This is a genomic window from Streptomyces sp. BBFR102 (assembly GCF_051397025.1).
Lineage (GTDB): Bacteria > Actinomycetota > Actinomycetes > Streptomycetales > Streptomycetaceae > Streptomyces.
This window is the reverse complement of sequence record NZ_CP195757.1, coordinates 151,913-177,868: the sequence shown is the minus strand read 5'-3', so window position 1 is coordinate 177,868 and position 25,956 is coordinate 151,913. Positions and strand designations below refer to the sequence as shown.

Annotated in this window: 23 protein-coding genes; 12 read left to right on the top strand and 11 right to left on the bottom strand. The window is 73.7% G+C overall.

Translation table 11 applies throughout. The features are described 5' to 3' along the window. Nucleotides 1–229: 229 nt before the first annotated feature. The 4 genes from ACSLIC_RS00790 to ACSLIC_RS00775 all read right to left on the bottom strand — a co-directional run bounded on the left by ACSLIC_RS00790 (nt 230) and on the right by ACSLIC_RS00775 (nt 5,813). The gene (locus tag ACSLIC_RS00790; protein WP_436735732.1) at nt 230–1,261 is read right to left on the bottom strand and encodes an ABC transporter ATP-binding protein; all 1,032 of its coding nucleotides are present in this window, start codon (nt 1,259–1,261) and stop codon (nt 230–232) included. Further along, entirely contained in the window at nt 1,258–3,231 is a 1,974-nt protein-coding gene (locus tag ACSLIC_RS00785) for a dipeptide/oligopeptide/nickel ABC transporter permease/ATP-binding protein (RefSeq protein ID WP_436735731.1), read from the bottom strand. The genes ACSLIC_RS00790 and ACSLIC_RS00785 overlap by 4 nt, the downstream gene beginning before the upstream one ends. Further along, on the bottom strand, nt 3,231–4,181 hold the full coding sequence (locus ACSLIC_RS00780) for an ABC transporter permease (RefSeq protein WP_436735730.1): 951 nt from the start codon (nt 4,179–4,181) through the stop codon (nt 3,231–3,233). The genes ACSLIC_RS00785 and ACSLIC_RS00780 overlap by 1 nt, the downstream gene beginning before the upstream one ends. Nucleotides 4,182–4,259: 78 nt before the next feature. Further along, nucleotides 4,260–5,813, bottom strand: coding sequence for an ABC transporter substrate-binding protein (locus ACSLIC_RS00775; protein WP_436740233.1), 1,554 nt, complete (start codon nt 5,811–5,813; stop codon nt 4,260–4,262). A gap of 213 nt (nt 5,814–6,026) precedes the next feature. Between ACSLIC_RS00775 and ACSLIC_RS00770 the strand changes: the two genes are divergently transcribed. The 7 genes from ACSLIC_RS00770 (at nt 6,027) to nagB (ending at nt 13,118) form a co-directional block, all read left to right on the top strand. Beyond that, nucleotides 6,027–6,746 carry a FadR/GntR family transcriptional regulator gene (locus ACSLIC_RS00770; RefSeq protein ID WP_436735729.1) on the top strand — a complete coding sequence of 240 codons (720 nt, stop codon included), beginning with the start codon at nt 6,027–6,029 and terminating at the stop codon, nt 6,744–6,746. 264 nt (nt 6,747–7,010) lie between these two features. Continuing rightward, entirely contained in the window at nt 7,011–8,033 is a 1,023-nt protein-coding gene (locus tag ACSLIC_RS00765; protein WP_436735728.1) for an acetylxylan esterase, read from the top strand. A gap of 26 nt (nt 8,034–8,059) precedes the next feature. Further along, nucleotides 8,060–9,529 carry an exo-alpha-sialidase gene (locus ACSLIC_RS00760; protein ID WP_436735727.1) on the top strand — a complete coding sequence of 490 codons (1,470 nt, stop codon included), beginning with the start codon at nt 8,060–8,062 and terminating at the stop codon, nt 9,527–9,529. A gap of 112 nt (nt 9,530–9,641) precedes the next feature. Beyond that, nucleotides 9,642–10,601 (top strand): dihydrodipicolinate synthase family protein, encoded by a 960-nt coding sequence (locus ACSLIC_RS00755; RefSeq protein ID WP_436735726.1) that lies wholly within the window; start codon nt 9,642–9,644, stop codon nt 10,599–10,601. Further along, nucleotides 10,598–11,545, top strand: coding sequence for an ROK family protein (locus ACSLIC_RS00750; RefSeq protein WP_436735725.1), 948 nt, complete (start codon nt 10,598–10,600; stop codon nt 11,543–11,545). The genes ACSLIC_RS00755 and ACSLIC_RS00750 overlap by 4 nt, the downstream gene beginning before the upstream one ends. Further along, a complete protein-coding gene (locus ACSLIC_RS00745; RefSeq protein WP_436735724.1) occupies nt 11,542–12,228 on the top strand; it encodes an N-acetylmannosamine-6-phosphate 2-epimerase in 687 nt (228 codons plus the stop codon). Before ACSLIC_RS00750 ends, ACSLIC_RS00745 begins: the two co-directional genes overlap by 4 nt. A gap of 104 nt (nt 12,229–12,332) precedes the next feature. Next, complete coding sequence (gene nagB / locus ACSLIC_RS00740; protein ID WP_436735723.1) at nt 12,333–13,118, top strand: glucosamine-6-phosphate deaminase; 786 nt, start codon at nt 12,333–12,335, stop codon at nt 13,116–13,118. 346 nt (nt 13,119–13,464) lie between these two features. On the opposite strand, the gene ACSLIC_RS00735 is transcribed toward nagB, so the two are convergent. The 4 genes from ACSLIC_RS00735 to ACSLIC_RS00720 all read right to left on the bottom strand — a co-directional run bounded on the left by ACSLIC_RS00735 (nt 13,465) and on the right by ACSLIC_RS00720 (nt 17,108). Next, the gene (locus tag ACSLIC_RS00735) at nt 13,465–13,839 is read right to left on the bottom strand and encodes a VOC family protein (RefSeq protein ID WP_436735722.1); all 375 of its coding nucleotides are present in this window, start codon (nt 13,837–13,839) and stop codon (nt 13,465–13,467) included. Nucleotides 13,840–14,066: 227 nt separating this feature from the next. Beyond that, nucleotides 14,067–15,572 carry a tripartite tricarboxylate transporter permease gene (locus ACSLIC_RS00730; RefSeq protein WP_436735721.1) on the bottom strand — a complete coding sequence of 502 codons (1,506 nt, stop codon included), beginning with the start codon at nt 15,570–15,572 and terminating at the stop codon, nt 14,067–14,069. A 1-nt stretch (nt 15,573) separates the two neighbouring features. Then, nucleotides 15,574–16,128: a tripartite tricarboxylate transporter TctB family protein gene (locus tag ACSLIC_RS00725; RefSeq protein ID WP_436735720.1), complete on the bottom strand. Its 555-nt coding sequence runs from the start codon at nt 16,126–16,128 to the stop codon at nt 15,574–15,576. Then, complete coding sequence (locus ACSLIC_RS00720; RefSeq protein WP_436735719.1) at nt 16,125–17,108, bottom strand: Bug family tripartite tricarboxylate transporter substrate binding protein; 984 nt, start codon at nt 17,106–17,108, stop codon at nt 16,125–16,127. Before ACSLIC_RS00720 ends, ACSLIC_RS00725 begins: the two co-directional genes overlap by 4 nt. Nucleotides 17,109–17,316: 208 nt before the next feature. Between ACSLIC_RS00720 and ACSLIC_RS00715 the strand changes: the two genes are divergently transcribed. Further along, a complete protein-coding gene (locus tag ACSLIC_RS00715; RefSeq protein WP_436735718.1) occupies nt 17,317–18,006 on the top strand; it encodes a response regulator in 690 nt (229 codons plus the stop codon). A 101-nt stretch (nt 18,007–18,107) separates the two neighbouring features. Here the strand turns inward: ACSLIC_RS00715 and glpK are convergent, their stop codons facing one another. From glpK to ACSLIC_RS00700, 3 genes are all read right to left on the bottom strand, one after another. Continuing rightward, nucleotides 18,108–19,625 carry a glycerol kinase GlpK gene (glpK, locus tag ACSLIC_RS00710; protein WP_436735717.1) on the bottom strand — a complete coding sequence of 506 codons (1,518 nt, stop codon included), beginning with the start codon at nt 19,623–19,625 and terminating at the stop codon, nt 18,108–18,110. Nucleotides 19,626–19,649: 24 nt separating this feature from the next. Further along, entirely contained in the window at nt 19,650–20,495 is an 846-nt protein-coding gene (locus tag ACSLIC_RS00705; RefSeq protein WP_436735716.1) for an MIP/aquaporin family protein, read from the bottom strand. A gap of 146 nt (nt 20,496–20,641) precedes the next feature. Continuing rightward, nucleotides 20,642–21,940, bottom strand: a complete 1,299-nt coding sequence (locus tag ACSLIC_RS00700) for an MFS transporter (protein WP_436735715.1) — start codon at nt 21,938–21,940, stop codon at nt 20,642–20,644. Between the two features lie 408 nt (nt 21,941–22,348). On the opposite strand from ACSLIC_RS00700, the gene ACSLIC_RS00695 reads away from it, so the two are divergent. The 4 genes from ACSLIC_RS00695 to ACSLIC_RS00680 all read left to right on the top strand — a co-directional run bounded on the left by ACSLIC_RS00695 (nt 22,349) and on the right by ACSLIC_RS00680 (nt 25,955). Beyond that, nucleotides 22,349–22,696 (top strand): BatC protein, encoded by a 348-nt coding sequence (locus ACSLIC_RS00695; protein WP_436735714.1) that lies wholly within the window; start codon nt 22,349–22,351, stop codon nt 22,694–22,696. Beyond that, entirely contained in the window at nt 22,693–23,910 is a 1,218-nt protein-coding gene (locus ACSLIC_RS00690; RefSeq protein WP_436735713.1) for a cupin domain-containing protein, read from the top strand. The genes ACSLIC_RS00695 and ACSLIC_RS00690 overlap by 4 nt, the downstream gene beginning before the upstream one ends. After that, nucleotides 23,903–24,799: a sucrase ferredoxin gene (locus tag ACSLIC_RS00685; protein ID WP_436735712.1), complete on the top strand. Its 897-nt coding sequence runs from the start codon at nt 23,903–23,905 to the stop codon at nt 24,797–24,799. The genes ACSLIC_RS00690 and ACSLIC_RS00685 overlap by 8 nt, the downstream gene beginning before the upstream one ends. Nucleotides 24,800–25,178: 379 nt before the next feature. Next, nucleotides 25,179–25,955, top strand: a complete 777-nt coding sequence (locus ACSLIC_RS00680) for a LamB/YcsF family protein (RefSeq protein ID WP_436740232.1) — start codon at nt 25,179–25,181, stop codon at nt 25,953–25,955. Nucleotide 25,956 lies beyond the last annotated feature (1 nt).

The window sequence follows — 25,956 nt, the reverse complement described above, 5'->3', positions numbered from 1 at the left end:
CTATCGATAGTCAATAGGTCGTCGGCGGTGGGGCGAACGGGGTGCGGGTTCCGTCCCGTTCGCCGGTCGCAAGCGCGGGGCCGCGCGGGAATGGCGGGGCAGCGGGGAGCCGAGTGACGACGAGGGCCTCCGGGCGGTGCGGGAGGACCTCCCGCACCGCCCGGAGGCCCTCGTCGACGGCGTCACCTCCCTCCACCGGGTCGGCCGGTGGAGGGAGGGAGTCTCGCCGTCAGCTCCCGGCGCCCACCTCCGCCTCCGGGGTCGCCGTCGCGGTGGCCGGCTGTGGATGGACGCAGTGCCAGCGGTGCCCCGCCGGGTCCTCGGTGACCGTCGGGAAGGCGGTCGCGCAGGCGTCGTCCGCCTTCCAGCAGCGGGTGCGGAACGGGCAGCCCGTCGGCGGGTTGGTGGCGGACGGGACCGGGCCGTGCAGCACGATCCGCTCGGGCCGCTCCAGCAGGCTCGGGGTGGCCGAGAGCAGGGCCTCGGTGTACGGGTGGCGGGAGTCGCCGGAGACCTGGCGGGCGGCTCCCTCCTCGACGACGCGGCCCAGGTACAGCACGGCGATGCGGTCGGCGAGGTAGCGGACGGTCTGGACGTCGTGCGAGATGAAGACCATGCCCAGGCCGAGGCGGGCGCGCAGGTCCACCAGGAGGTTGAGGATCTGGGCGCGCACCGACACGTCCAGGGCGCTGGTCGGTTCGTCGGCGACGATCAGCTCCGGGTCCAGGGCCAGGGCGCGGGCGATGGCCACCCGCTGGCGCTGGCCGCCGGAGAGCTGCCCGGGCAGCGCCTCCAGGGTGTGCCCCGGCAGGCCCACCAGGTCGAGGAGTTCCCTGACCCGCGCCTCGCGCTCGTGCGGGGTCCCGCGCCGGTGCACGTCCAGCGGGTCGCGGACGATGCGCCGGACGGACAGGCGCGGGTTGAGCGCGGTGGAGGGGTCCTGGAAGACCACGCCGACGGACGGGCCGAACCGCTCGCGCCGCTGGGCCGGGCTCATGCTCCACAGGTCCTCGCCCTGGAAGTGCACCGTGCCTTCCGTGGGCCGCTGGAGGCCGGTGACGACCCGGGCCAGGGTGGACTTGCCGCACCCCGACTCGCCGACCAGGCCGAGGATCTCGCCCCGGCGGATCTCCAGCGAGGTGTCGGTCAGCGCGTGCACCGCGTCCCTGCGGAACAGGCCGCCGCTGCGCGCCCTGTGCCGTACGTGGACGTGGTCCAGCCGGACGAGGGGAGCCGTCGGGGAATCCGTGGGTGCGGTCATCGGGCGCTCTCCAGTCGCTCGGCCGGCGGATGGGCGGTGGCCGGGTGGTGGCAGGCGAAGTGGTGGTCCGCCGCCCCCGCGCGGGCTGCCGGGGCGGGCGGGGTGGTGGCGCACAGCTCGGTGGCGGCGGCGCAGCGCGAGGCGAAGCGGCAGCCGGGACCGAACGCCTTCGGTGCGGGCACCACCCCGCGGATCTGGTGCAGCCGCTCCGAGCCGGACTCCAGCGAGACGACCGATCCGAGCAGGCCCCGGCTGTAGTGGTGGGCGGGGTCGGTCAGCAGGGAACGGGTCGCGCCGGCCTCGGCGACCTGCCCGGCGTACATCACCGCGACGCGGTGGGCGAGGTCGCCGACGAGGGCCAGGTCGTGCGAGACGAGGACCATCGCGAAGCCCAGTTCGTCGCGCAGCCTGATCAGCAGCTCGACCACCTGGGCCTGCACGGTGACGTCGAGTGCGGTGGTCGGCTCGTCGGCGATGAGCAGGCGGGGGCTGCGGGAGAGGGCCATGGCGATCAGGACGCGCTGGCGCTGGCCGCCGGAGAGCTCGTGGGGGTAGCTGCGCAGGGTGCGCTCGGAGGAGAGGCCGACCAGTTCGAGCAGTTCGGCGGGGGTGCGGGTGCCGCCCCGGGAGGTGAGCCGCTTCAGCTGGGTGCCGATCAGGACGGAGGGGTTGAGCGAGGACATGGCGTCCTGGTAGACCATCGCGATCTCCGGCCCCATCAGGGCGCGCCGCTCCTTGGCGGTCAGGGCGAGGAGGTCGCGGCCCCGGTAGAGGACCTCCCCCTCGACCTGCGCGTTGCGGGCGAGCAGGCCCATGATCGCGAGGCTGGTGACCGACTTGCCGCAGCCCGACTCGCCGACCAGGCCGAGGGTCTCGCCCTCCCGGACGGTGAAGTCGATGCCGTCCACGACGCGGATGTCGCCGTACCGGTCCGGGAAACGGATGGTGAGGTTCCGTACGGTGAGGAGTTCGGGGGCGTCCTCCGGGAGCGGTGCGACGGCCGGCTCCGTGGCGGCCAGGCGGGTGGCGAGCGCGGCCAGGGCCGCGTCCACCTCGGTGCCGCCGGCCGCGGGGGTGGTCGCCTCCTGCCCGGTGTCGTCGCCGCCGCCGGTGCGGGCCTTGTCCGGGGAGGCGGCGGCGTCCGTCATGCCCTCGGAGAGGACGTTCAGCGCGAGCACCGTCAGGAGCAGGCAGAGGCCGGGGAAGAGCGTCGCCCACCAGCCGCCCGACAGCAGCAGCTGCCGGCCGTACGCGAGGACGCTGCCCCAGCTGGGGTCGGGGTCCTGCACGCCGGCGCCGATGAAGGAGAGGCTCGCCTCGAAGATGATGGAGTCGGCGACCATGACGGTGGCGAACACCAGGACGGGAGCGGCGCAGTTGACGGCGACGTGCCGGGCCACGATGTGGCCGCGCCGGGCGCCGATGACCTGCTCGGCCGCCACGTAGTCCTCGCCGTACTGCTCCAGCACGTTGGCCCGTACGACGCGGGCCAGTGAGGGCGCGTAGACGAAGGCGATGGTGAAGATGATGACCGGCACGCTGGGGCCGAAGACGGCGACCAGCACGGCGGCCAGCGCGATCGGCGGGAACGACATCACGATGTCGAGGGTGCGCATGACGCCCTCGTCGGCGAGCTTGCGCGAGGTCGCGGCCACCGCCCCCAGCAGCGACCCGATGACCAGGGCGAGCAGGGTCGCGCCGAGGCCGATGACGAGGGAGTACCGGGCGCCGTGCACCACCCGGGCGAAGACGTCGCGGCCGGCCCGGTCGGTGCCGAACCAGTGGTCGGCGCCGGGCGCCTGGGCGGGCACGCCGGTGGCGAGCGGGTCCTGGGTGAGCAGCGGCGCGAAGACCGCGCCCAGCACGACCACCACGAGCACCCCGAGGGCGATCCGGGAGGGGACGGGCAGGCGGCGCAGGCGGACGCCGGGCCGCGCCAGCCGCTTGGCGAGGGAACTGGGGGCGAACATCACACCGTCCTGATGCGCGGGTTGACGAGCAGGTAGAGCAGGTCGACGACGACGTTGACCACGAGGAAGGCGACCGCGATGGTGAGCACCGTGCCCTGTACGAGCCCCACGTCGCCCCCGGTGACCCCTTCGAGGATCAGCTTGCCCATGCCGGGCAGGTCGAAGATGGCCTCGATGACGACGGCGCCGCTGAGCATGTAGCCGACCTTGACGCCGAGCACGGTCAACGGCGTGACCAGGGCGTTGCGCAGCACCGAGCGGATGATCAGGAAGGGCGGCAGGCCGCTGCCGCGCGCGGTGCGCACGTAGTCCCGGTCGAGTTCGGAGACCATCGAGGTCCGCACCAGCCGGGCCAGTGAGGCGGCGACCGGGAGCGCCAGCGCGACGGCGGGCAGGGTCATGCTCTCCAGCCAGCCGGAGAAGGAGTCCGCCGGGTTGACGTAGCCGCCGGTCGGAAAGAGGTCCATGCTGAGGGCGAACTGCTGGATGAGCAGCACGCCGAGCCAGAACGACGGCAGGGCGACACCGGCCATCGACAGGACGCGGAAGACCTGGTCGGGCCAGCGGTCCCGGTACATGGCGCTGAGGACGCCCGCGGTCAGGGCCAGGGCGACGGCCAGCGCGAGGCCGAGCAGCGTGAGCTGGAGGGTCAGCGGGAACGCGGTGGCGATGCGGTCGGAGACGGGCTGGCTCGGCGGCACGGTGACGCCGAGGTCGCCCCGCAGCAGATCGCCCAGGAAGGCGAAGTACCGGACGAACAGAGGGTCGTTGAGGCCGCGTGCTTCGGCGAAGGCGGCGCGGGCCGCGGGGCTGGCGGAGTCACCGAGCGCGTTGTAAGCGGGGTCGACCGGTGAGAACTGGAGGACCACGAAGACCAGCAGTGTGATGCCGAGGACCATCACCGGCATGATCGCGACGCGGCGCAGCGCGAGCCGGAGGAAAGCAACCATCCTGGGTTTCCTAGGGATTGGGGCGAGGGCCGCCGCCGTGGCGAGACGGCGGCGGCCGACGGACCGGGGCGGTGGGGCTCAGGCGCGGCCGACGTCGACGAAGGAGAGCCCTGTGGTCGGCAGCGGCTTGAACCCGGTGAGCGCGCCGGACTGCCAGGCGGTGGGCAGCTTGCGGTGGAGCACCGGGTAGAGGGCGGCCTCCTCGGCGACCAGGTCGGTCACCTCGGCCCACAGCTCCTTGCGCCGGTCCGCGTCCGCTTCCCTGGCCGCGCGGTCCAGGAGCGACTTGGTCTTCTTGTAGACGGGCGAGCCGGCCCAGCCGTACCGCTTCTCGGGCCAGAAGCCGTAGTAGAACCAGCGCAGCAGCAGGTCCGCGTCGTTGCCGAAGACGGAGGGGTCGCCCGGGGCGGCCAGCACCTCGAAGTCGCCCTTGTCGACCTTGGCGTACTGGGCGGGGGACTGGGCGATGTCGAGGCGGGCATCGACGCCGGCCGCCGCCCAGCTCTCCTTGAGTAGCGGGGCGATGTCCTTGACCCAGCCGGTGTCGGTGACCAGCAGGGTGAAGGAGAGCTTCTCGGCTCCCGCCTCGGCGAGGAGCTTCTTGGCCTTGGCCAGGTCGTGCTTGTAGACGGTGGCGGCCTTGTGGTAATCGGGGTGGGAGGGCGGTACGTAGCCGCTGGCGGCCTCGGCGTTGCCCAGCAGCGCGGTCGAGATGATCTTCTCGGTGTCGAGTGCGTAGTGCAGGGCCTGGCGCACCCGCTTGTCCTCGAAGCGCTTGTCCGCGCAGTTGAACATGAGGAAGAGCAGCCCGAAGGACTGGACCGACTCCACCTTGTTGTCGCCGGTGAACCCCTTGACGTCGATGTAGGGGACGTCCTCGATGGCCTGGACCCGGCCGGACTCCAGGGCGCTGACCCGGGCGGAGGGGTCGGACATGAGCCGCCAGACCATCTTCTTGGCCTTGGCGGGGTGCGGCCCGTTGTACTTGTCGTACGCCTCCATGACGATCTTGTCCTCGCGGACCGCCTGGACGAAGCGGTAGGGGCCCGAGCCGACGGGCTTGGCGTCGAAGGCTTTGGGGTCGGCGCCCGCGATCTTCTCCGGCACCACGCGCACCACGGATATCCGGGACGGGAAGAGGGCGAAGGGGTGCTTCAGCTTGAACTCGACGGTCGACTCGTCGACGGCGTTGACCTGGTCGATGAACGGCACGAACTGTGCCATCAGCGAGGCGTTCTCGGGGTCCAGTACGCGTTCGAAGCTGAAGACCACGTCCTGGGCGCGGACCGGCGAGCCGTCGTGGAAGGTCGCGCCCTTGCGGAGGGTGGCCCGGTAGGTGGTCGCGTTGATCTTCTGGGGCATCCCGGTGGCCAGCGCGGGCCGCGCGGCGAGCGTGGCCGGGTCGAGGTCCACCAGTCCCTCGAAGATGTGCATGTTCGCGGCGTACGGGGTGGCGCCGGAGGTGATCATCGGGTCGAAGCCCGTGGAGAGGGGGTAGGAGAGGCCGGCTTCGATAGTGTCACCGCCGGCGCTCGAACCGCCGGTACCTCCTCCGCTGGAGGCCGGACCGCCGCAGGCCGTGAGGCCCGCGGTGACCGCGGTCGCCACACCGATGGCGCCGGTGTATCTCATGAAGGTGCGGCGGTCGACGCCAACTGCGTTGCGCGAGGGCAAGGAGTCCTCCAGAAGGAAGATGAGGGATGGTCGAACGGAGAGGAGGCGAGACGGTCGGCGCTCCAGGCACATCAGACGTCTGATGTATGATGCTCAATAAGAGGGGAACGTAGCTTGCCGAATGAGAGGGGTCAAGAGGTGGCGGTGGGACGGGAGGCGGCGGGGCATACGGTGCCTGAGCCCAAACCGGCACGGCAGTCGCTGCGACAAGAGGTCGTGGACGGCATCAAGGGCTACATCCTGCGCAACCAGCTGCGCCCCGGCGACCCCCTGCCGAGCGAGCCCGCCCTGTGCGAGGCGCTCGGAGCGAGCCGGTCCAGCGTGCGCGAGGCGATCAAGATCCTGGCCGCGCTCGACATCGTCGAGGTCCGGCACGGGCGCGGCACCTATGTCGGCCGGCTCAGCCTCTCCGCCCTCGTGGAGAGCCTGACCTTCCGCGGACTGCTCAGCCCCGACGACGACTTCCAGGTGATGTCCGACCTGGTCGAGGTGCGCGAGCTCTTCGAGCGGGGTATGGCCGAGCAGCTCGTGGCCGCCCCCGACCAGGAGCAGATCGACCGCCTCGCCGCCCTGGTCGAGGAGATGTGCAAGGTCGGCGGCGGCGAGGGCGACGGCTTCGTGGAGGCCGACCGCGCCTTCCACGCCCTGCTCGTCGCCCCGCTGGGCAACGACCTCATCAGCCAGCTGTCCATGGCGTTCTGGGACGTCTACGTGATCGTCGCCCCCCACCTCGACGTGTTCACGCACGAGCACGAGGAGGCGACCATCGCCAACCACCGGCGCATCGTGGACGCCGTGCGCGACCGGGACCCGGCCGAGTTCGCGGCAGCGCTGACGGAGCACTACGCGCCGGTCCGCCGGCGGATCGCGGAGGCCCGCGCCCGCCGCTGACCGGCGGTGAGTACAGAACAAGGCACCCCTCGGACGGAGGGGTGCCTTCGTCGTGCTCCGGGGCGGGTGGGTGCGAGGAGGTGCGGACGGCCTGACGTGCGGGGGCACTTGACGGTCGGCGTCCGGGTCTCTAGTGTCCCGGAATCAAGGACATCAGACGTCTGACTTCCTTGCTCCGAGGCCGGCTCGACCGGCCTCCGCTCCCTTCCCCACCTCCCGCTCCCAGCGGCGCGCCCCGCGCCCGCCTCACCCCCCGGGCCCCTCATGCCACTCATGGACCTCACCCTCGCCGAATGCCTCGCGCTCCGGCCCGAGCTCGACGAGCCCGCCGACCTCGACGCCTTCTGGTCCCGCACCCTGCACGCGGACCGCGCCGACGGCACCGCCCCGCGCTTCACCCCCGTGGAGACCGGCCTGGTCCAGGTCACCACCTACGACGTGGTCGTGCCGGGCTTCGCCTCGGAACCGGTCCGGGGCTGGCTCCACCTGCCCGCCGGGGCCCGTGAACCGCTCGGCTGCGTGGTGGAGTTCCTCGGCTACGGACGCGGGCGCGGCCTGCCGCACGAGCAACTGCTCTGGGCCAGCGCGGGCTACGCGCACTTCCTCATGGACACGCGGGGCCAGGGCTGGTCCACCGCCCACGGGGACACCCCCGACACCGCCCCGCTCTCCGGCAGCGTGCCCGGCTTCCTCACCCGGGGTGTCGAGACCCCGCAGGACCACTACTACCGGCGGGTCTTCACCGACGCCGTGCGCTGTGTGGAGGCGGTCCGGGCCCACCCCGCCGTCGACCCGGACAAGGTCGTGGTGACCGGCGTCAGCCAGGGCGGCGGCATCGCCCTCGCGACCGCCGCGCTCGTCCCCGGCCTCGCCGGCGTCATGCCCGACGTCCCGTTCCTGTGCGACATCCGGCGCGCCGTGCGCATCGCGGCCCAGCCGCCCTACACGGAGGCGGCGGAGTACCTCCGCCTGCACCGCGACCGCGCCGAGACCGTCCTCGACACCCTCTCCTACGTCGACGCGGCCCTGCTCGCCTCCCGCGCCACCGCCCCGGCCCTCTTCTCCATCGCCATGATGGACGAGATCTGCCCGCCCTCCACCTGCTTCGCCGCCTACCACCGGTACGGCGGTCCCAAGGACCTGCGTGTCTACGAGTTCAACGGACACGAGGGCGGCGGCGGCCACCACCGGCGCGAACAGCTCACCTGGGTACGCGAACTGCTCGCCACCCCCCGCCCGGCGGCCACCGACGCTCCCCCCACCCCGCACGACCCCCAACTCGCCTGATCCGCCCACCGAGAAGAGGTCCGTCCATGCAGCGCCGCACCCTCCTGGCCGTCGTCCCCGCGACCCTCGTCCTCCTCACCGCCACCGTCCCCACCGCCCAGGGCGCCACCGGCCCGGCAACCGCCGACTTCACCTCGCAGGACATCGCCACGGCGGGCACCGGCTCCCCCTACTACCGCATCCCCGCCCTGACCCGGACCACCAAGGGCACCCTGCTCGCCGCGTACGACGCCCGCCCCACCCTCGGCGACCTGCCCGGCAACCTCGGGGTCGTCCTGCGGCGCAGCACCGACGGCGGCGCCACCTGGCAGCCTCAGCAGGTCGTCCGCAAGGACCCCGCGCCCAAGGGGTACGGCGACCCCAGCCTCCTGGTCGACCGGGAGACCGGGCGGATCTTCGTCTTCTACGCGGCCGCCGTGAACCAGGGCTTCTTCGGCTCCGCCACCGGCAACGACGAGAGCGACCCCGACGTCCTCCAGGCCGACTACAGCTACTCCGACGACGACGGCCTCACCTGGCACCACGAGCGGATCACCGCCGACATCAAGAACCCCGCCTGGGCCGGCATGTTCGCCGCCTCCGGCGAGGGCATCCAGCTGCGGCACGGCACCCACAAGGGCCGCCTGATCCAGCAGTACGCCATCCGGAACGACGGCGCCAACTACGCCGTCAGCGCCTACAGCGACGACCACGGCGCCACCTGGAAGATGGGCACACCGGTGGGACCCGGCGGCGACGAGAACAAGACCGTGGAGCTCTCCGACGGCCGCGTCCTGCTCAACAACCGCTCCGCGCCCTACCGCACCGTGGCGTACTCCACCGACGGCGGCGTCACCTACACCCCCTTCAAGCAGGACACCGAACTGCCCGACCCCGCCAACAACGGCTCCATCACGCGCTTCGCGCCGGACGTTCCCGCCTCCCACCCGCGCGCCTCCTGGCTGCTGTTCAGCAACACGGCGACCACCAGCGGCCGCAGCAACCTCACCGTCCGCCTCTCCTGCGACAACGGAGAGACCTGGCCCGTCCGCAGGACCGCCGAGGCCGGCTCCGCCGGCTACTCCACGCTCACCCCGCTCAGCGACGGCACCGGCGCCAACCCCCGGGTCGGCATGGCCTGGGAGCGCGCGAACAACCAGCACATCACCTACTCCTCCTTCGACCTGCGCTGGCTGGGCGGCGTCTGCGCCCCGGTCACCGTCACCCCGCCCGCCGCCCTGCCCGCCGGGACCACCACCGACGTCACCGTCCGCGTCACCAGCCAGAACGACGTGGACCTGCCCGCGGGCAGCGTCTCGCTCTCCCTCCCCCAGGGGTGGAGCGCCCCGACCGTCACCATGCCCGCGCTCAAGCCCGGCCAGGGCGCCAACGTCAAGATCCCCGTCACCGTCCCCGCCGGCACCGCCGCGGGCGGCGTCAAGGCCACCGCCACCTACCAGGTGCGCGGCTCCCAGCACGCGTACGGCGACACCAACCTCACCGTGACCGCTCCCTAGGGCCCTGTCCGGCCCCAGCCTCCCCGACCACGGCCCGCCCGCCGTCCGCCCGACGGGCGGCGGCCGGGCCGTCTCCACCCGTACCACCATTTCGCACAGCCCAGGAGTCCTCATGTCCCCGTCCCAGCCCCTCCGCGGTGTCGTCCCGCCCGTCTGCACCCCGCTCGACGCGGCGGGAGAGGTCGACACCGCCTCGCTCGCCCGGCTCGTCGAGCACCTCGTCGGCGGGGGAGTGCACGGGTTGTTCGCCCTGGGCTCCAGCAGTGAGGTCGCCTTCCTCACCGACCCGCAGCGGGAGGTGGCGCTGCGGACCGTGGTCGAGGCCGCCGCCGGCCGCGTCCCCGTCCTCGCCGGCGTCATCGACATGACGACCCCGCGCGTCCTCGCCCACGCCGAGGCCGCCCGCGAGGCCGGTGCCGACGCCCTGGTCGCCACCGCCCCCTTCTACGCCCGCACCCATCCCCGGGAGATCGCCCGCCACTTCCGCACCGTCCGGGACCGCTCCGGCCTGCCGCTGTACGCCTACGACCTCCCCGTCTCGGTCCACAGCAAGCTGTCCCCGGCCCTGGTGCGCGAACTCGCCGAGGACGGCACCCTCGCCGGGCTCAAGGACAGCAGCGGTGACGAGGGCTCCCTGCGCCGGCTCATCGTCGAACTCGGCGGCCGCGACGGCCGTGCCGACGGGCCCGCCCCCGCCTTCAGCATCCTCACCGGCTCCGAACTCACCGTGGACGCCGCCCTGCTCGCCGGCGCCGACGGCGTCGTCCCCGGCCTCGGCAACGTCGACCCCGCCGGCTACGTACGCCTCTACGACGCGATGCGCGCCGGCGAACTGGACCGCGCCGTGGCGGAACAGGAGCGGCTGGTCACCCTCTTCGACCTGGTCGACGCCGGGCCGGAGAGCGAGATGGGCCGCAACTCCTCCGCGATCGGCGCGTTCAAGCACGCCCTGCGACTGCTCGGGGTGTTCACCCACGGCGCCACCGCGGCCCCTCAGATCCCGCTGGACGAGACGGCGGTCGCCCACGTCGAGCGGCGGCTGCGCGCGGCCGGCCTGCTCCCCGTCCGATGACGGCACCGCACGGCACGGGTCCGGTCGTCGGCCTCGACCTGGGCGGCACCAAGATCGCCGCCGCTCTGGTCGCGCCCGACGGCACCGTCCTCACCCGGCGGACCGAGCCCACCCCGGCGACACGGGGCCCCGAAGCGGTGCTCGACGCCCTCGCGGCCGCCGCCCGCGCGGTCGGGGCGGACGGCGCCACCGCGATCGGCGTCGCCGCCGCCGGCGTGATCGACCCGGTCTCCGGGACGGTGGTCAGCGCCACCGACACGATCAGCGGCTGGGCCGGCACCCCGCTGGGCCCCGGCCTCGCTGCCCGCACCGGCCTCCCCGTCGCCTGCGACAACGACGTCCGCGCCGCCGCCGCGACCGAACTGGCGACGCTGCCGGAGGCGGCCGTCCTGCTGTACGCCGCTGTCGGCACCGGGGTGGGCGGCGCCGTCGCCGCCTCGGGACGGCTGCTCCACGGCACCGCAGGCGTCGCCGGCCACCTCGGGCACCTCCCCAGCCCGGAGGCGGACGGGCTGCCCTGCACCTGCGGTGCGACGGGCCACCTGGAGGCGATCGCGGCGGGCCCCGCCATCACCGCGTACTACCGGCGGATCAGCGGCGAACCCGCCGAGAGCCTGCACACCGTCGCGGGGCGCGCGGCCCAGGGCGACCCGCTTGCCGCGTCCGCCGTCACCCACGGCGCCCGAGCCGCGGGCCGGGCCCTGGGCGGCCTCGCCAACCTGCTCGCCCCGCACCGTGTCGTCGTCGCCGGCGGCGTGCCGCGCATCGGCGCCCTGTACTGGGACGCCCTGTGCGACGCCTTCACGGCCGAACTCATGCCACCCCTGCGCGGACTGCGCCCCGCCCCGCCGCACGGCGGGGCCGACGCCGCGGTCCTCGGCGCCGCCGCTCTGGCGCGCACTCTGCCCCCGCGTCCCGTCCCGACCACCGGAGCCCTGTCATGACCCCCCCGCCGACCCCCTCCCCGCTCGCGGCCCTGACCGGCCGTCTGATCGTCTCCTGCCAGGCCCCGCCCGGCGACCCGATGCGCCACACCGACACGCTGGTCCGCATGGCCCGATCCGCGCAGGCCGGCGGCGCGGCAGCGGTCCGGGTCAACGAGCCGGAGGTCGTCGCGGCCACCGCCGCCGCCGTGGACCTCCCCGTGATCGGCCTCTGGAAGGACGGTGACACGGGCGTCTACATCACCCCGGGCGTCCGCCACGCCCTCGCCCTCGTGGACGCCGGAGCGGTGATCGTCGCGGCCGACGCCACCGCGCGCCCGCGCCCCGACGGCAGCACCTTCGCGGAGCTCGTCGCCGCCGTCCACGCCGCCGGGGCGTACGTCATGGCCGACGTCGCGACCCTGGACGAGGGACGCGAGGCCGCCGCCCAGGGCGCCGACCTCGTGTCGACGACCCTCTCCGGCTACGCGCCGGGCTCCCCCCGGCAGACCCTGCCCGACCTGGAGCTGGTCGCCGCACTGGCCCGGGCGATCGACGTCCCGGTGGTGGCGGAGGGGCGCGTCGCCACCCCGGACCAGGCAGCCGCCGCGCTGGCGGCGGGCGCCACGAGTGTGGTGGTGGGCACCGCGATCACCGCCCCCACCGCCCTGACCCGGCTGTTCGCGGCGGGCCTGACGCCCTGACCGCGCACCGGGAGAAGGGGGAGGCGGGCGCGCGGGCCCCACACCGCCGTCCGCCTCCCCCTTCGCACCCTGTCTCCGAACGTCTTTGAATCGGTGGAACCAGCATGGAAGTTGTCATCGTCGAGGACGCCGCGGCGGGCGGCGCCCTCGTGGCCGAGGCCGTCGCCCGGCTGCTCGCCCGCCGACCCGACGCCCTGATCGGGGTGGCCACCGGCTCGACCCCGGTCCCGGTGTACGCAGCGCTCGCGGCCATGGCCCGGCGCGGCGAGGTGGACCTCTCCCGCGCCCGCGTCGCCCAACTCGACGAGTACGTCGGGCTCCCGCCGGGCCACCCCGAGTCCTACCGCTCGGTCCTCGCCCGCCAGGTGCTGGAGCCCCTGGGCATCCCCGAGGAGTCCTTCCTCGGACCTGACGGGGCGGCCGACGACCTCCCCGCGGCCTGCGCGGCGTACGACCGGGCGCTCGCCGCCGCCGGCGGAGTGGACCTGCAACTGCTGGGGATCGGCACGGACGGGCACATCGGCTTCAACGAGCCCTGTTCCTCGCTGTCCTCGCGGACCCGGCTCAAGACGCTCACCGAGCGGACCCGCGCCGACAACGCCCGCTTCTTCGGCCGCGACGCGGGCCAGGTGCCCCGGCATGTGATCACCCAGGGCGTCGGCACCATCCTGGAGGCGCGCCACCTGGTCCTCCTCGCCACCGGCGAGGCCAAGGCCGAGGCGGTGGCGGCGACGGTCGAAGGGCCGCTCTCCGCGAGATGCCCGTCCTCCGCCCTGCAACTCCACCCGCACGCCACCGTCGTCGCCGACGAGGCGGCGGCCTCCCGTCTGGAACTGGGCGACTACTTCCGCCACACCTTCGCGGCCAAGCCGCCGTGGCAGGGGATCTGACGGACGCGACCCGCCTCGTCAGGAGGTCCACCCGGTCCGCCTTCGCCGGCCAGGTGCCGAAGGCGGACCGGGAGCGGCCCGGGGGAGGTCCGGACGCTCGACCGCCAGAGGCCGGTTCGCCCGCGGCCTCTTTCGTGGACAGACCGGAGAACTCGCGGTCCTCGAAGCCGGCCACGGCGGCGTCGTGCCGGCCGGCCGCGTACCCGGGCCGGCCGACGCGCGCCACCGAGTGGTCGGAAGTCGCAGCGGGCACGGCGCGCAGGAAGTGAACAGGACGCAGCCCGCGAGGGGAAGAAGACGGGCGCCTCCTTGCGGGCCCGGCCGGCGCGCGGAGCCGGGTAGATCCCTACGCGGCCCGGTCGGAGGCGCTGCGCAGCACGCAGAACTCGTTGCCCTCCGGGTCGGCCAGGACCGCCCACCCCGAACCGTCGGGAGCGCGGCGGTCGGCGACGAGTGTCGCGCCGAGGCCGAGGAGCCGCTCCACCTCCTGCTCGCGCGTGGTCTCGGGACGCAGGCACAGGTGGAGCCGGTTCTTGACCGTCCTGGGCTCGGGCACGTGGTGGAAGTAGAGCGCCGGGCCCCCGGCCGGCGTCACCTGGACCTCCGGATCACCCGGGCGGTCGCCTGGCCCCAGCGGGCCCCCCGTCACCTCGCTCCAGAAGCGCGCCAGCTCATACGCGTCCGCACAGTCGATCGCCACGTTCTGCACCACGGAAGACATGCCGGCGATCTTTTCTCATCGTCGTCTCGCGCGCCAGCGCGTCGGCCCTCACTCCCCGCGCCACGACCCGCCGCGGCTGGCCGCGGACGGCCCCGGGCCGCTCCCGCACCGGCTCGTGCCCCCCACCTCGGCCCCGTGCGAGCGCCTGGTGCGCCGGAGTGCCCGCGCCCGTACACGCGAAGCGGCCCGCCCGGGTCACCAGGCGGGCCGTCAGACGGGCGCGGGGGTCAGCCCCGGCGGGCCGAGGCGCGCGGGCGGGCGGGGAGCAGCCTGCGGAGCAGGGGCCAGGCCAGGATCAGCAGGATCAGGGCGTAGACGGTCACGGAGAAGGGGGTGTTGACGAGGCCGGAGACACTGCCGTCGCTGATCTGGAGGGCCCGGCGCAGCTGCTGTTCGGCGGCCGGGCCGAGGATGACGCCGATGACGGCGGGCAGCACCGGCAGCCCGTACCGCCGCATGCCGAACCCGATCAGGCCGATGACCAGCAGGATCACCAGGTCGATCGACTCGCCGCCCACCGCGTAGGCGCCGACCGCCGCGAAGAAGAGGATGCCGGCGTAGAGGTAGGGGCGGGGGATGCGCAGCAGCTTGGCCCAGACCGGGGCGAGCGGCAGGTTGAGGGCGAGCAGCAGCACCATGCCGACGAAGAGCGAGGCGATCAGGCCCCACACCAGCTCGGGTTCGCGCTCGAAGAGCAGGGGGCCCGGCTGGATGCCGTACTGCTGGAAGGCGGCGAGCATGACGGCGGCGACGGCGGTGGTCGGCAGACCCAGGGTCAGCATGGAGACGAGGGTGCCGGCGGCCGAGGCGGAGGCGGCCGACTCGGGGCCCGCGACGCCCTCGATGGCGCCCTTGCCCCACTCGTCCTGGTGCTTGGAGAGCCGCTTCTCGCCGACGTACGAGAGGAAGGTCGGGATCTCCGCGCCGCCCGCGGGGATGGCGCCGAACGGGAACCCGATGAACGGCCCGCGCAGCCACGGCTTCCAGGTGCGCCTCAGGTCCTCGCGGCCGAGCCAGGGGCGGCCGACCGGGATGGCCTCGGCGCTCGTGCGGCGCAGGTGCGCGGCGACCCACAGGGCCTCGCCGATCGCGAAGAGGCCGACCGCGACGATGACCACGTCCACGCCGTCGGCCAGCTGGAGCGAGCCGAAGGTGAGGCGCTGCTGCCCCGTCATCTGATCGAGCCCGACCAGGCCGATGGTGAGGCCGATGAGGAGCGAGGCGAGGCCGCGCACCCGGGACGAGCCCAGGACGGAGGTGACGGCGATGAAGGCCAGCACCATGATCGCCAGGTAGTCGGGGGCGCCGATGTCGACGGCGAGGGAGGCCACCGTCGGGGCCAGCGCGACCAGCAGGACCGTGCCGATCATGCCGCCCGCGAAGTGGCCGATGGCGGCGGCCGCCAGCGCTTGGGCGCCCCGGCCCGCCTTGGCCATGGGGTTGCCCTCCATGGCGGCGACGACGGCGGCGGACTCGCCGGGGGTGTTGAGCAGGATGGAGGTGGTCGAGCCGCCGAACATCGCGCCGTAGTAGATCCCGGCGAACATGATGAAGGCGCCGGTCGGGTCGAGTCCGTAGGTGACGGGCAGCAGCAGGGCCACCGCCATCGCCGGCCCGATGCCCGGCAGGACGCCGATGGCGGTACCGAGCAGGACGCCGACCGCCGCCCAGAGCAGGTTGAGCGGGGTGAGGGCGGTGCCGAAGCCGTCCATCAGGGAGGAGAAGGCGTTCATGTCACAGCACTCCCATCAGTGGTCCGCCGGGCAGCGGCACACCGAGCAGGTTGTTGAAGACGACGTAGGTGAACAGGGCGAGGACGGCGGCGATCAGCGGGTCCCGGTCGACGCGGCGGCTGCCCAGGGCGTAGGCCGTGCCCCAGAAGAGCAGCGCGCCGGCGATGGGGAAGCCCACCGGCTCGATCAGGACGGCGGTGGCCAGGAAGACCCCGACCAGCAGCAGGACGGTGCGCAGGTCGGCCGGTTCGTCCAGGTCGATGTCCTCGCCTCCCTCGGCCTCGCCACGGCCGCCGCGCAGGACGTCCACGGCCAGCAGCAGCGCGACGACCAGCAGGCCGGCGCCGATCACGAGCGGGACGGTCCGCGGGCCGACGGGGCCGCGCTGGGAGATGTCGACGTCCATGGCGAGGGCGTCGGTGAGGACCAGCACGCCGAGCGCCAGCAGCAGTACGCTGACGCCCAGTTCGGAGTGGTCACGCAGCCAGGCCCGGCGCCCGGACGGGGCCGGCCCCTCCTCGGGCACGGGGCGGGGGGCGGTGGGTCCGGCGGTCACAGTCCCAGCTCCTTCAGTACGTCGACGACCCGCTGGTCCTCGGCGGCCAGGAAGTCACCGAAGGCGTCACCGGTCAGGAAGGCGTCGTCCCAGCCGTTCCGCTTCATCGACTCACGCCACTGGGGCGAGTCGTGCAGCTCCTCCAGCAGCCCGACGAGCCTGTCCCGTTCGGCCTCGGTGAGTCCGGGCGGGGCCACCACGCCCCGCCAGTTGGTGAAGTTCACGTCGTACCCGGCCTCCTGGAGGGTCGGCGCGTCCAGGCCCTCGGCGCGCTCCGGTCCGGTGACGGCCAGCAGCCGCAGCTCCCCGGACTCGATCTGGTCGAGGTACTCGCCGACCCCGGAGACCCCGAAGCCGATCTTGTTGCCCAGGATCGAGGCGAGCAGTTCGCCGCCGCCGTCGAACGGTACGTAGTTGACGTCCTTCGGCGGGATGCCCGCGGCCCGCGCCATCTGCATCGGCGCCAGGTGGTCGGGTCCACCGGGCGCCGAGCCGCCGCCCACGGAGACCTTGCCCGGGTCCTCCCGCCAGGCGTCGACGAGCTGGTCGATCGTCCTGTACGGCGAGTTCTTGGCGACCACCACGACATCCGGCTCCTCGGTCAGCCGGGCGACGGGTGTGGTGTCGGCGAGCGTGCTGGGGGAGTGGTTGGAGCGGGCCGCGCCCACCACCCCCAGCCCCATGGACATGGCGAGCTTGCCGTTGCCGCGCTCGGAGACGAGCCGGCTGAGGCCCACCGTGCCGCCGGCCCCGGGCAGGTTGAACACCTCGACGCCGCGGATGAGTTCCGCGTCCTCGGCGTCCTTGACCAGGGTGCGGGCGGTGATGTCGTACCCCCCGCCGGGGGAGTTGGGAACCATGACGCGGAGTCCGGGGATGTGAGTGCCGGTGTCGGCGCCGCTGCCCTTGGTGAGCAGCGGCGGTCCGGTGAGTACCAGCAGCGCGGCCCCGAGCAGGGCGAGGGGAGTGCGCAGACGCACGCGTGCCACCACCTGTCGGTCGAGTACGGGGGACCCGGGGCTCGGCCCACGGGTCCGGTGCGGGTCCTGTCCTTGCGAAGGCTCAAGTCCGCTTCGTTGCGGGCGAAGCGGCGAGGTGGCCCACATGTTGCCCGCGTGTCGACGCGCTGTCGCCCTTCCGCAAACAACGGACGTTGTGGTCGTTGTGATCGCGCCCTACGCTGGCGCGATGCTCAGGGTGCTGGTGGTCGACGACGACTTCATGGTGGCGAAACTGCACAGCCGGCAGGTGGCCGCGACGCAGGACTGCACGGTCGTCGGCGTGGCCCACACCGGCGCGGACGCGCTGCGCGCCGCCGAACGGCTCCGCCCCGACCTGCTGCTCCTCGACGTCTACCTGCCCGACATGGACGGCATCAGCGTCCTGCGGGAACTGCGCGCGGCGGAGGAACGCACACTGGCCTCGGGCCCGGGGACCGACGCCCTGTTCATCACGGCGGCCCGGGACGGCGCGACCGTACGCTCCGCGCTGCGCGCCGGAGCCCACCACTACCTGCTCAAACCCTTCCACCAGGCGGCCCTGCGGGAGCAGTTGCGGCACGTGGCGGCGGCGCGGTCCCGGCTCCGCGCGCTGGACGTCGCCCGGCAGGAGGACGTGGACCAGCTCTTCGGCACCCGGCCGCCCGGCTCGCGGGAACTGCCCAAAGGGCTGGCCGCGCACACGGCGGACCTGGTCGAGCGGACGCTGCGGGACCATCCCGCCGGGCTCTCCGCAGCCGAGTGCGCGGGCGCCGGCGCGCTCTCCCGGGTCAGCGCCCGCCGCTACCTGGAGTTCTTCGCCGAGACCGGCCGCGTCCAGGTCGCCCTGCGGTACGGCGGGACAGGACGCCCCGAGCGCCGGTACACGTGGGTGGCGTAGGGTCCCGGGTCAGTTCTCCCGCACCGCCGTCCCGGGCGTGACCCCGTACGCCTCCGTACGACAGCGAAGCGGGGGAATCATGTACGTCGGCGGGTGCCCCGTCAGGGCACCCGCACCCAGTCCAGGGTGCGTTCGACGGCCCGCTTCCAGTCCGCGTACCCCGCCGCGCGCCGCTCCTCGGTCCACTCGGGTTCCCAGCGCTTCGACTCGTGCCACTGCGTGCGCAGTTCGTCCGTGTCGCGCCAGAAGCCGACGGCCAGCCCGGCCGCGTAGGCGGCGCCGAGGGCGGTGGTCTCGGCGACCACCGGGCGGCTGACCGGGACGCCGAGGACGTCGGCCTGGATCTGCATGCACAGGTCGTTGGCCGTGACACCGCCGTCGACCTTGAGGACGTCGAGGTGGACGCCGGAGTCCTGCTCCATCGCCTCCACCACGTCGCGGCTCTGGTAGCAGATGGCCTCCAGCGTCGCCCGCGCCAGGTGGCCGCCGCTGTTGTACCGGGCCAGACCGACGATCGCGCCCCGGGCGTCCGAACGCCAGTAGGGGGCGAACAGGCCCGAGAAGGCGGGGACGAAGAACGTACCGCCGTTGTCCTCGACGGTCCGGGCCAGCTCCTCGCTCTCCGGCGCCGACTTGATGATCCTCAACTGGTCGCGCAGCCACTGCACCGCGGAACCCGTCACCGCGATGGAACCCTCCAGCGCGTACACCACCGGCTCGTCGCCGAACTTGTACGCCACCGTGGTCAGCAGCCCGTGCTCGGAGCGGACCAGCTCCGTCCCGGTGTTCAGGACGAGGAAGTTGCCGGTGCCGTAGGTGTTCTTGGCCTCGCCTGGCGCGAAGCAGACCTGGCCGACGGTGGCAGCCTGCTGGTCGCCGAGGACCCCGCCGATGGGCACGGCGCCGCGCAACGGCCGCGAGGTGCGCGTCGTGCCGTACGCCCGGGCGTCCGAGGACGGGTTGATGGCGGGCAGCATCGACCGGGGGATGCCGAAGAAGCCCAGCAGCTCGTCGTCCCAGTCGAGGGTCTCCAGGTCCATCAGCATGGTGCGGCTGGCGTTGGTCACGTCGGTGGCGTGGATGCCGCCGTCCGGACCACCGGTCAGGTTCCACAGGACCCAGGCGTCGGTGTTGCCGAAGAGCGCGTTGCCCGCCTCCGCGGCCTCCCGCACGCCCTCGACGTTCTCCAGAATCCACTGGATCTTGCCGCCGGAGAAGTACGTGGCCGGCGGCAGGCCCGCCTTGTGGCGGATGACGTCGCCGCGTCCCGAGCGTTCGAGGTCGGCCGCGATGGCGTCGGTCCGGGTGTCCTGCCAGACGATGGCGTTGTAGTAGGGCCGCCCGTTGCGCGGGTCCCAGACCACCGTCGTCTCACGCTGGTTGGTGATGCCGATGGCCGCCAGGTCGCTCGCCGACAGACCGCCGAAGCGCAGGGCGTTCTGCATCACCGAGTTGGTGCGCTCCCAGATCTCCACCGGGTCGTGCTCCACCCAGCCGGAGCGAGGGAGGATCTGCTCGTGCTCCAGCTGGTGCTTGGCGACCTCGTTGCCGCTGTGGTCGAAGACCATGAACCGTGTGCTGGTGGTGCCTTGGTCCACCGCACCGATGAAGTCCGCCATGGTGTGCCCTTCCGCCTGGTGCCGTCAGCTCTCGGGATTCGGGGTGCGTCCCGGGGGCTCGGGGACGTCGCTGGGCAGGAACCGCCCGACCAGGGCCTTGTACAGGCCCGCACCGAGCAGGCCGCCGACCAGCGGCCCCAGAATGGGTACCCAGAAGTAGAGATTTCCGTACTGGTCGCGCCAGGCCCCTCCGTACCCGGTGAGGAAGCTCGCCAGCCTGGGGCCGAAGTCGCGGGCGGGGTTGATGGCGTAGCCCGCGTTGGTGCCCCACGCCATGCCGATCGCCACCACGACCAGGCCGATGACGAACGGGCCCATGTTGGCGCCCGGCGGTGTGTTGAGCAGGTCGGTGATGGCCATGATCAGCAGCAGCAGGATCGCGGTGCCGATGACCTGGTCCCGGAAAGCGCCCCACTCGTGCACCGGCAGCGCGGGGTTGCCGTTGGCGGGCAGCGTGGAGAAGACCGACTGCGTCTTGATGGTGTGCCCCGGGTCCGCCTTGGCCAGCGCCTCGCTGTAGTTCCAGCGCACCAGGAGGGCGGCGACGAACGCGCCCGCCGTCTGGGCCAGCGCGTAGGGCAGCACCTTCCCCCAGGAGAAGCCCCGGAACGCGGCGAGGGCCACGGTCACCGCGGGGTTGAGGTGGGCGCCGCTGAGCCGCGCCGCCGTGTAGACGCCCAGGGTGACGCCGAGGCCCCACGCCCACGAGATGCTGTCGTGGTCCCCGAGGCCGCCGGGAGGGTCGGTCAGATCCCCGCCCGCGGCCACCTGGGCCACCACGCCGCATCCGAAGAGGATGAGGATCATCGTGCCGACGAACTCCGCCGACATCTCACGCAGCAGTCCGGACTTCGCACCTGGCTCAGCCATGGAAGCTCGCCCTCCGCCGGCCGAACCGGCACTTGACTTTCCGACCAGTGCGAGCAGGCTATGATTCCGGGCCCATCGCCGCACACCAGGACGAACCCTGCGTGGCAGACGGGTGGTGCGGCGCGAAGGGCGGGTCCCGGCGCCCCTCAGACGGTGTCCGGCAGTTCCTCGCCGGACGTGGGGATGTGCGCGTCGCGGCGGCGCAGGGCGTCCTCGTCGGTGTGGGCGTCGTACGTGACGAGCCTGGGCAGCACGGCGGTGAGCAGACCCACTGAGACGACGCAGGCGAGGCCGCCGGTCCAGATGGCCGGGCGGGCCCCGGTCCAGCCGGCCATCGCGCCCGCCCGCACCTGGCCGAGCTGGGGGCCGACGCTGTAGGAGAGGACCTCGATCCCGGCCAGCCGGCCGCGCAGTCCGTCGGGGATGGTCTGGTTCCAGATGGTGGAGCGCCCCAGTCCGCTCAGCATGTCGCCCGCCCCGGCCAGCGCCAGGCAGACCAGCACCAGCCAGACGTTCGACATCCACCCGGCCGCCGCGATGGCCAGCCCCCAGCCGGTGGCGCCGAACACCACCAGCAACCCGTGCCGCCGCATCCGCGAGGCCCAGCCGCTGGTCAGGCTCACCAGCAGGGAGCCCGCCGACCCGGCCGCGTACATCAGGCCCAGCGACCAGTCGGCGTCCAGTTCGTCGGCGAGGAAGGGGAAGATCGTGTTCGGGAAGGCGAAGCACATCGCCGCCAGGTCGATCGCGTACGTCCCCAGCAGTACCGGCCGTGACCAGGCGTAGCGCGCCCCCTCCGCGATACCCCGCAGCGACGGTTTCGCGGCGTTCTCGAAGGGCGGGGCGGGCGAGAGCCTGAGGCACATCAGCACCGACACGGCGAAGCAGGCGACCGTGGTGGCGTACGCCGGTACGTTGCCCGCGTACGCCACGATCAGGCCCGCCGCGGCGGGGCCGGCGATGGCGCCGGCCTGCCAGCGCAGCGCGTTCAGCGCGGCCGCCGCCGCGAGCTGCTCGTGCGGCACGATCCGGGCCAGCAGGGAGTCCAGGGCGGGCCGTTGCAGCCCGGCCAGTGCGGCCACACCCGCCGCGACCGCGTACAGCGGCCACAGCATCGGCTCCGGCAGCGTCGAGTTGACCAGCAGGACCAGCGCCAGCAGCCCCAGCCCGGCCTCGGTCGACACGATGACCTTGGCGCGGTCGACGGCGTCCGCCAGCGCCCCGCCGTACAGCCCGAAGACGACCAGCGGTACGAGCTCGACCGCGCCCATCGCCCCCACGGCCAGCGGCGACCCGGTCAGCTCCTTGATCTGGAGCGGCAGCGCGACCAGCGCCATGGTGCTGCCGAAGAAGGTGATCAGGCCCTGCCCCCACAGCAGCCGGAAGTCACGGGAGGTGCGCCAGGGGGAGAGGTCGGGCAGGACGGTCGAGAGCATCGACTTCATGAGCGGCCGCCTTCACGCGGGCGGGACGGAGGCAGGGCGGTACTCCACGAGGTGCTGGGGCCGCAGGTGCCGGTTCACCCGCGCCCGGCCACGGGGCGGTCGTCGTGGAGCGGTCGCGCGGAGCCGGAGCGGGCAACTTGGGCAGGTCCTACTTGCGGGGTGCACTGTGGAAGTCTGCCCGCCCCTGCCGCAATCGATGGATCGGGACACTCGATGTAGTGATCCGGGCAGGCCCGCGCCCGCTCTCCCTCTCACCTCCGGCACGTCCCGCCCCGACCTCCCCCCTCTGCCCCGAATCGTGACATTCCCCCCATAGCGGTACGCTGATTCGAGCGGTGCCGAGGGGGTGTACGCAGCCCACGCCTGGGCGCCGCACGGACGTCCAGCCCACGACGCGCGGGAGGAAAGATGACCAACCCCGAGCAGGACCCGAACCAGCAGGAGGGCCCCGCGGACGGGGGCGCGGCCGGTACGCCCGGTGTGCATGACGGTGGTGCCGATGGTGCTGCGGAGGGTCCGGCGGACGGGGGCGCGGCGGGCACGCCGGGTGTGCACGACGGTGGTGCCGACGGTGCTGCGCAGGACCCGAACCAGCAGGAGGGTCCGGCGGACGGTGGTGCGGCGGGTACGCCGGGTGTGCATGACGGTGGTGCCGATGGTGCTGCGGAGGGTCCGGCGGACGGGGGCGCGGCGGGTACGCCGGGTGTGCACGACGGTGGTGCCGACGGCAGCGCCGACGGGCCCGGGCGCCGTTGACCACTCTTCGGACCGCACGCGAGGACCCCGGAGCCACCGGCCCCGGGGTCCTCGGAGCGCGCTTGACCGGCCTGACCCGCGAGGAGTTCGCCCGAGACGTCTGGGCGCGCACCGCCCTGCTCGCCCGACAGGCCGGTGACTTCTCCGACCTGTTCTCCGCCGCGGCCGTGGACGAGCTGATCGCGCGCCGCGGACTGCGTACCCCGTTCCTCCGCGTCGCCAAGAACGGGGCCACGCTCCCCGACACCGCCTTCACCTCGCCCGCCGGCGTCGGCGCCACCATCGCCGACCAGCTCGACGACACCGCCTTGTGGCGGGAGTTCGCCGACGGCGCCACCCTCGTCCTGCAGGCCCTCCACCGCACCTGGGAACCGGTCGCGGAGTTCTGCGCCGGGCTCAGCACGGAACTGGGGCATCCCGTCCAGGCCAACGCCTACGTCACCCCACCGCAGAACCGTGGTTTCGACGACCACTACGACGTCCACGACGTCTTCGTCCTCCAGATCGAGGGCACCAAGCGCTGGCTGGTCCACCGGCCCGTCCATCCCGACCCGCTCCGGGACCAGCCCTGGACCGATCGCCGCGCCGCCGTCGCCGAGGCCGCCGGGAGCGAGCCGTACCTCGACACGGTGCTCTCGCCCGGCGACGTCCTCTACCTCCCGAGGGGCTGGCTGCACGCCGCCCGGGCACAGGGCGCCGTCTCGGTCCACCTGACCCTCGGCATCCACACCTGGACGCGGTACGCACTGGCCGAACACCTCGCCCGGACCGCCCTGGCCGTCCTGCGCGAGGACCCCGCGATGCGGGCCACACTCCCGCTCGGGGTGGACGGGCCCGACGGCGAACTGGACCTGGTCCGCGAAAGCCTCGCCGCCGCCCTGGCCCACGCCGATCCCGCCCCGCTCTTCCACCGGGCCCGGCGCGGCCAGGGCAGACCCGCGCCGCTCGGGCCGCTGGCACAGCTCGCGGCCGTCGACAGGCTCGGCCCCGGCACCTCCGTACGGCTGCGCGCCGCGCTCGCCCCTCGGCTGGAGGGCGCCCGCCTGACCACCCGGGTCGGATGGCTCGACTTCCCGGACGGTGAACTCCCTGCGGTGGCCCGGCTGCTGGACGGGGAGCCCCACCGCGCGGGTGACCTGGGCGTGGCCCTCGTCGCGCGCCTGCTGCGGGCCGGCGTCCTGGTCCCGACGACGAGCGCCGCCCGCGGTGACTGAGCCGCCCCGCTTCTTCTGCGCCGACGCGGCCCGCCGCCGCGGCGACCCGCTCGCGGGGACCGCGCCGTTCGGCCTCGTCTGGGTCCTCGTCGAGTACCCGGGCGGCTGGCCGCCCGACGGCTTCGACGGTCTCGACCTGGAACCGGGCGTCAAGGCCCTGGTGTTCGCCGCCGCCCAGGCGGTCAAGGCCCGCATCCTCCTGATCAGACGCCACGGCCGCCGCACGCTCGGGGGCCCGCGGCGCTGGGCCGTCCTGCGGTACGGCGGTTCCGGCCCCCACCGTCAGCAGTGGGGCACCTGGACCCGCGACGAGGAACTGGCGGGGATCGTGGCCGCCCTCGCCGCTCCCGGAGAGCCGGGTCTGCCGCCCGTCGTCCTGGTCTGCGCGCACGGACTCCACGACACCTGCTGCGCGGTGCGCGGTCGGCCTGCGGCGCGCGCCCTGAGCCAGCTCCGTCCCGCACTCGTCTGGGAGTCGACGCACGTCGGCGGCGACCGGTTCGCCGCCAACGCGGTCGTCCTTCCCGACGGCGTCTACTACGGCGGCCTCGACGCAACCACCTCCGTCGCCGCCGTCGAGGAGCACCTGTCCGGCCGCATCCACGCGGACCACCTGCGCGGATACACCGACCTCGTCCCGGCCCAGCAGGTGGCCGTCGCCGCTGCCCTCCAGCACTTCGGCCCGGCAGGCCGCCACGCCTGGACCGTCACCCACACCACCCGCCTCGCCGACCACTGGCACGTCCGCCTCGCGGGCCGCCCCCCGCACCCGGCGGCCGTCGAGGTGGAGGTCCGCTCCCGCCGCACGCCCCCGCACCAACTGACCTGCCGAGGACCGGCGAGAAGCTCGACCGTCGTCCACGAGGCCACTTCGCTGCGCCGGGGCTGAACCGGCGGGTGCCGAGGAGCCCGGAAGGTACGACCCGCGAGCGCCGCCGGGACGGGAACCGGTCGAGCCCGATGAGCCCCCGCCCCGGCGGACCCGCCCACGCGGAGCCGACTCCCGTTCGCCCACGGAACCTCGCCACCGGTGAGGGTGCCGGAGAGCGGGGGAGCAGCGCCTTGACCGCGTAGCGCTCCGGTGCCCGGCCGGGTTCCGGGACGCCGGAGCGCACCAGGCATCGGGGCACCGGCTCATTCGGGCGGTCCGCCCGCACCGGGTGGCACACGCAGGGGGACAGGGCGGGGCGGCGGCGATCAGCTGTGGTGGACTGGGGGCAGCCCGGCGCCGCCCACGCCGGCCCCGTCGCCGCCCTGGACCGGAAGTGGTGATCCCCATCCGCATCGACCTCAACGCCGACCTCGCCGAAGGCTTCGGCCGCTGGGAACTCGGCGACGACGACGCTCTCCTGACGGTGGTCACCAGCGCCAACGTGGCCTGCGGCTTCCACGCGGGCGACCCCACCGTCATCCGGGGCGCCTGCCGCCGGGCGGCGGCCGGACAGGTCGCGGTCGGCGCCCAGGTCGGCTACCGCGACCTCGCCGGATTCGGCCGACGCTTCATCGACGTGCCGCCCGGCGAACTCGCCGACGACGTGCTGTACCAGATCGGCGCCCTCGACGGACTGGCCCGCGCCTCCGGCACCCGGGTGCGCTACGTGAAGCCGCACGGGGCGCTCTACAACGCGATCGTCCACCACGAGGAGCAGGCCGGGGCGGTGGTGGCGGCGGTCCGCGCCTGGGACCCGGAGTGCCCCGTGCTCGGCCTGCCCGGCTCGCGCTGGCTCGCGCTGGCCGCGAAGGCCGGACTCCCGGTCTTCCGCGAGGCGTTCGCCGACCGCGCGTACACGCCCCTCGGCACGCTCGTCCCGCGCCGGGAGCGGGGCGCGGTGCTGCACGACGCGGCCGAGATCGCCGAGCGGTGCGTCCGGCTGGCCCGCGGCGAGCCCATCACCGCCGTCGACGGCACGCCGCTCGTCGTCCACGCCGACTCGCTCTGCGTGCACGGCGACACCCCGGGCGCCGTGGTCGTCGCGCTCGCCGTCCGCGAGCGGCTGGAGGCCGAGGGGATCACCCTGCGCGCCTTCACCGCGGAGCGGCGCTGAC

Excerpts from the sequence above, each read along its gene's own strand:
- ACSLIC_RS00785 (WP_436735731.1), bottom strand. The coding sequence starts at position 3,231 with ATGTTCGCCCCCAGTTCCCTCGCCAAGCGGCTGGCGCGGCCCGGCGTC.
- nagB (WP_436735723.1), top strand. The coding sequence starts at position 12,333 with ATGGAAGTTGTCATCGTCGAGGACGCCGCGGCGGGCGGCGCCCTCGTG.
- ACSLIC_RS00735 (WP_436735722.1), bottom strand. The coding sequence starts at position 13,839 with ATGTCTTCCGTGGTGCAGAACGTGGCGATCGACTGTGCGGACGCGTAT.
- ACSLIC_RS00765 (WP_436735728.1), top strand. The coding sequence starts at position 7,011 with ATGCCACTCATGGACCTCACCCTCGCCGAATGCCTCGCGCTCCGGCCC.
- ACSLIC_RS00760 (WP_436735727.1), top strand. The coding sequence starts at position 8,060 with ATGCAGCGCCGCACCCTCCTGGCCGTCGTCCCCGCGACCCTCGTCCTC.
- ACSLIC_RS00750 (WP_436735725.1), top strand. The coding sequence starts at position 10,598 with ATGACGGCACCGCACGGCACGGGTCCGGTCGTCGGCCTCGACCTGGGC.
- ACSLIC_RS00730 (WP_436735721.1), bottom strand. The coding sequence starts at position 15,572 with ATGAACGCCTTCTCCTCCCTGATGGACGGCTTCGGCACCGCCCTCACC.
- ACSLIC_RS00700 (WP_436735715.1), bottom strand. The coding sequence starts at position 21,940 with ATGAAGTCGATGCTCTCGACCGTCCTGCCCGACCTCTCCCCCTGGCGC.
- ACSLIC_RS00755 (WP_436735726.1), top strand. The coding sequence starts at position 9,642 with ATGTCCCCGTCCCAGCCCCTCCGCGGTGTCGTCCCGCCCGTCTGCACC.
- ACSLIC_RS00695 (WP_436735714.1), top strand. The coding sequence starts at position 22,349 with ATGACCAACCCCGAGCAGGACCCGAACCAGCAGGAGGGCCCCGCGGAC.
- ACSLIC_RS00705 (WP_436735716.1), bottom strand. The coding sequence starts at position 20,495 with ATGGCTGAGCCAGGTGCGAAGTCCGGACTGCTGCGTGAGATGTCGGCG.
- ACSLIC_RS00745 (WP_436735724.1), top strand. The coding sequence starts at position 11,542 with ATGACCCCCCCGCCGACCCCCTCCCCGCTCGCGGCCCTGACCGGCCGT.
- ACSLIC_RS00715 (WP_436735718.1), top strand. The coding sequence starts at position 17,317 with ATGCTCAGGGTGCTGGTGGTCGACGACGACTTCATGGTGGCGAAACTG.
- glpK (WP_436735717.1), bottom strand. The coding sequence starts at position 19,625 with ATGGCGGACTTCATCGGTGCGGTGGACCAAGGCACCACCAGCACACGG.
- ACSLIC_RS00775 (WP_436740233.1), bottom strand. The coding sequence starts at position 5,813 with ATGAGATACACCGGCGCCATCGGTGTGGCGACCGCGGTCACCGCGGGC.
- ACSLIC_RS00780 (WP_436735730.1), bottom strand. The coding sequence starts at position 4,181 with ATGGTTGCTTTCCTCCGGCTCGCGCTGCGCCGCGTCGCGATCATGCCG.
- ACSLIC_RS00790 (WP_436735732.1), bottom strand. The coding sequence starts at position 1,261 with ATGACCGCACCCACGGATTCCCCGACGGCTCCCCTCGTCCGGCTGGAC.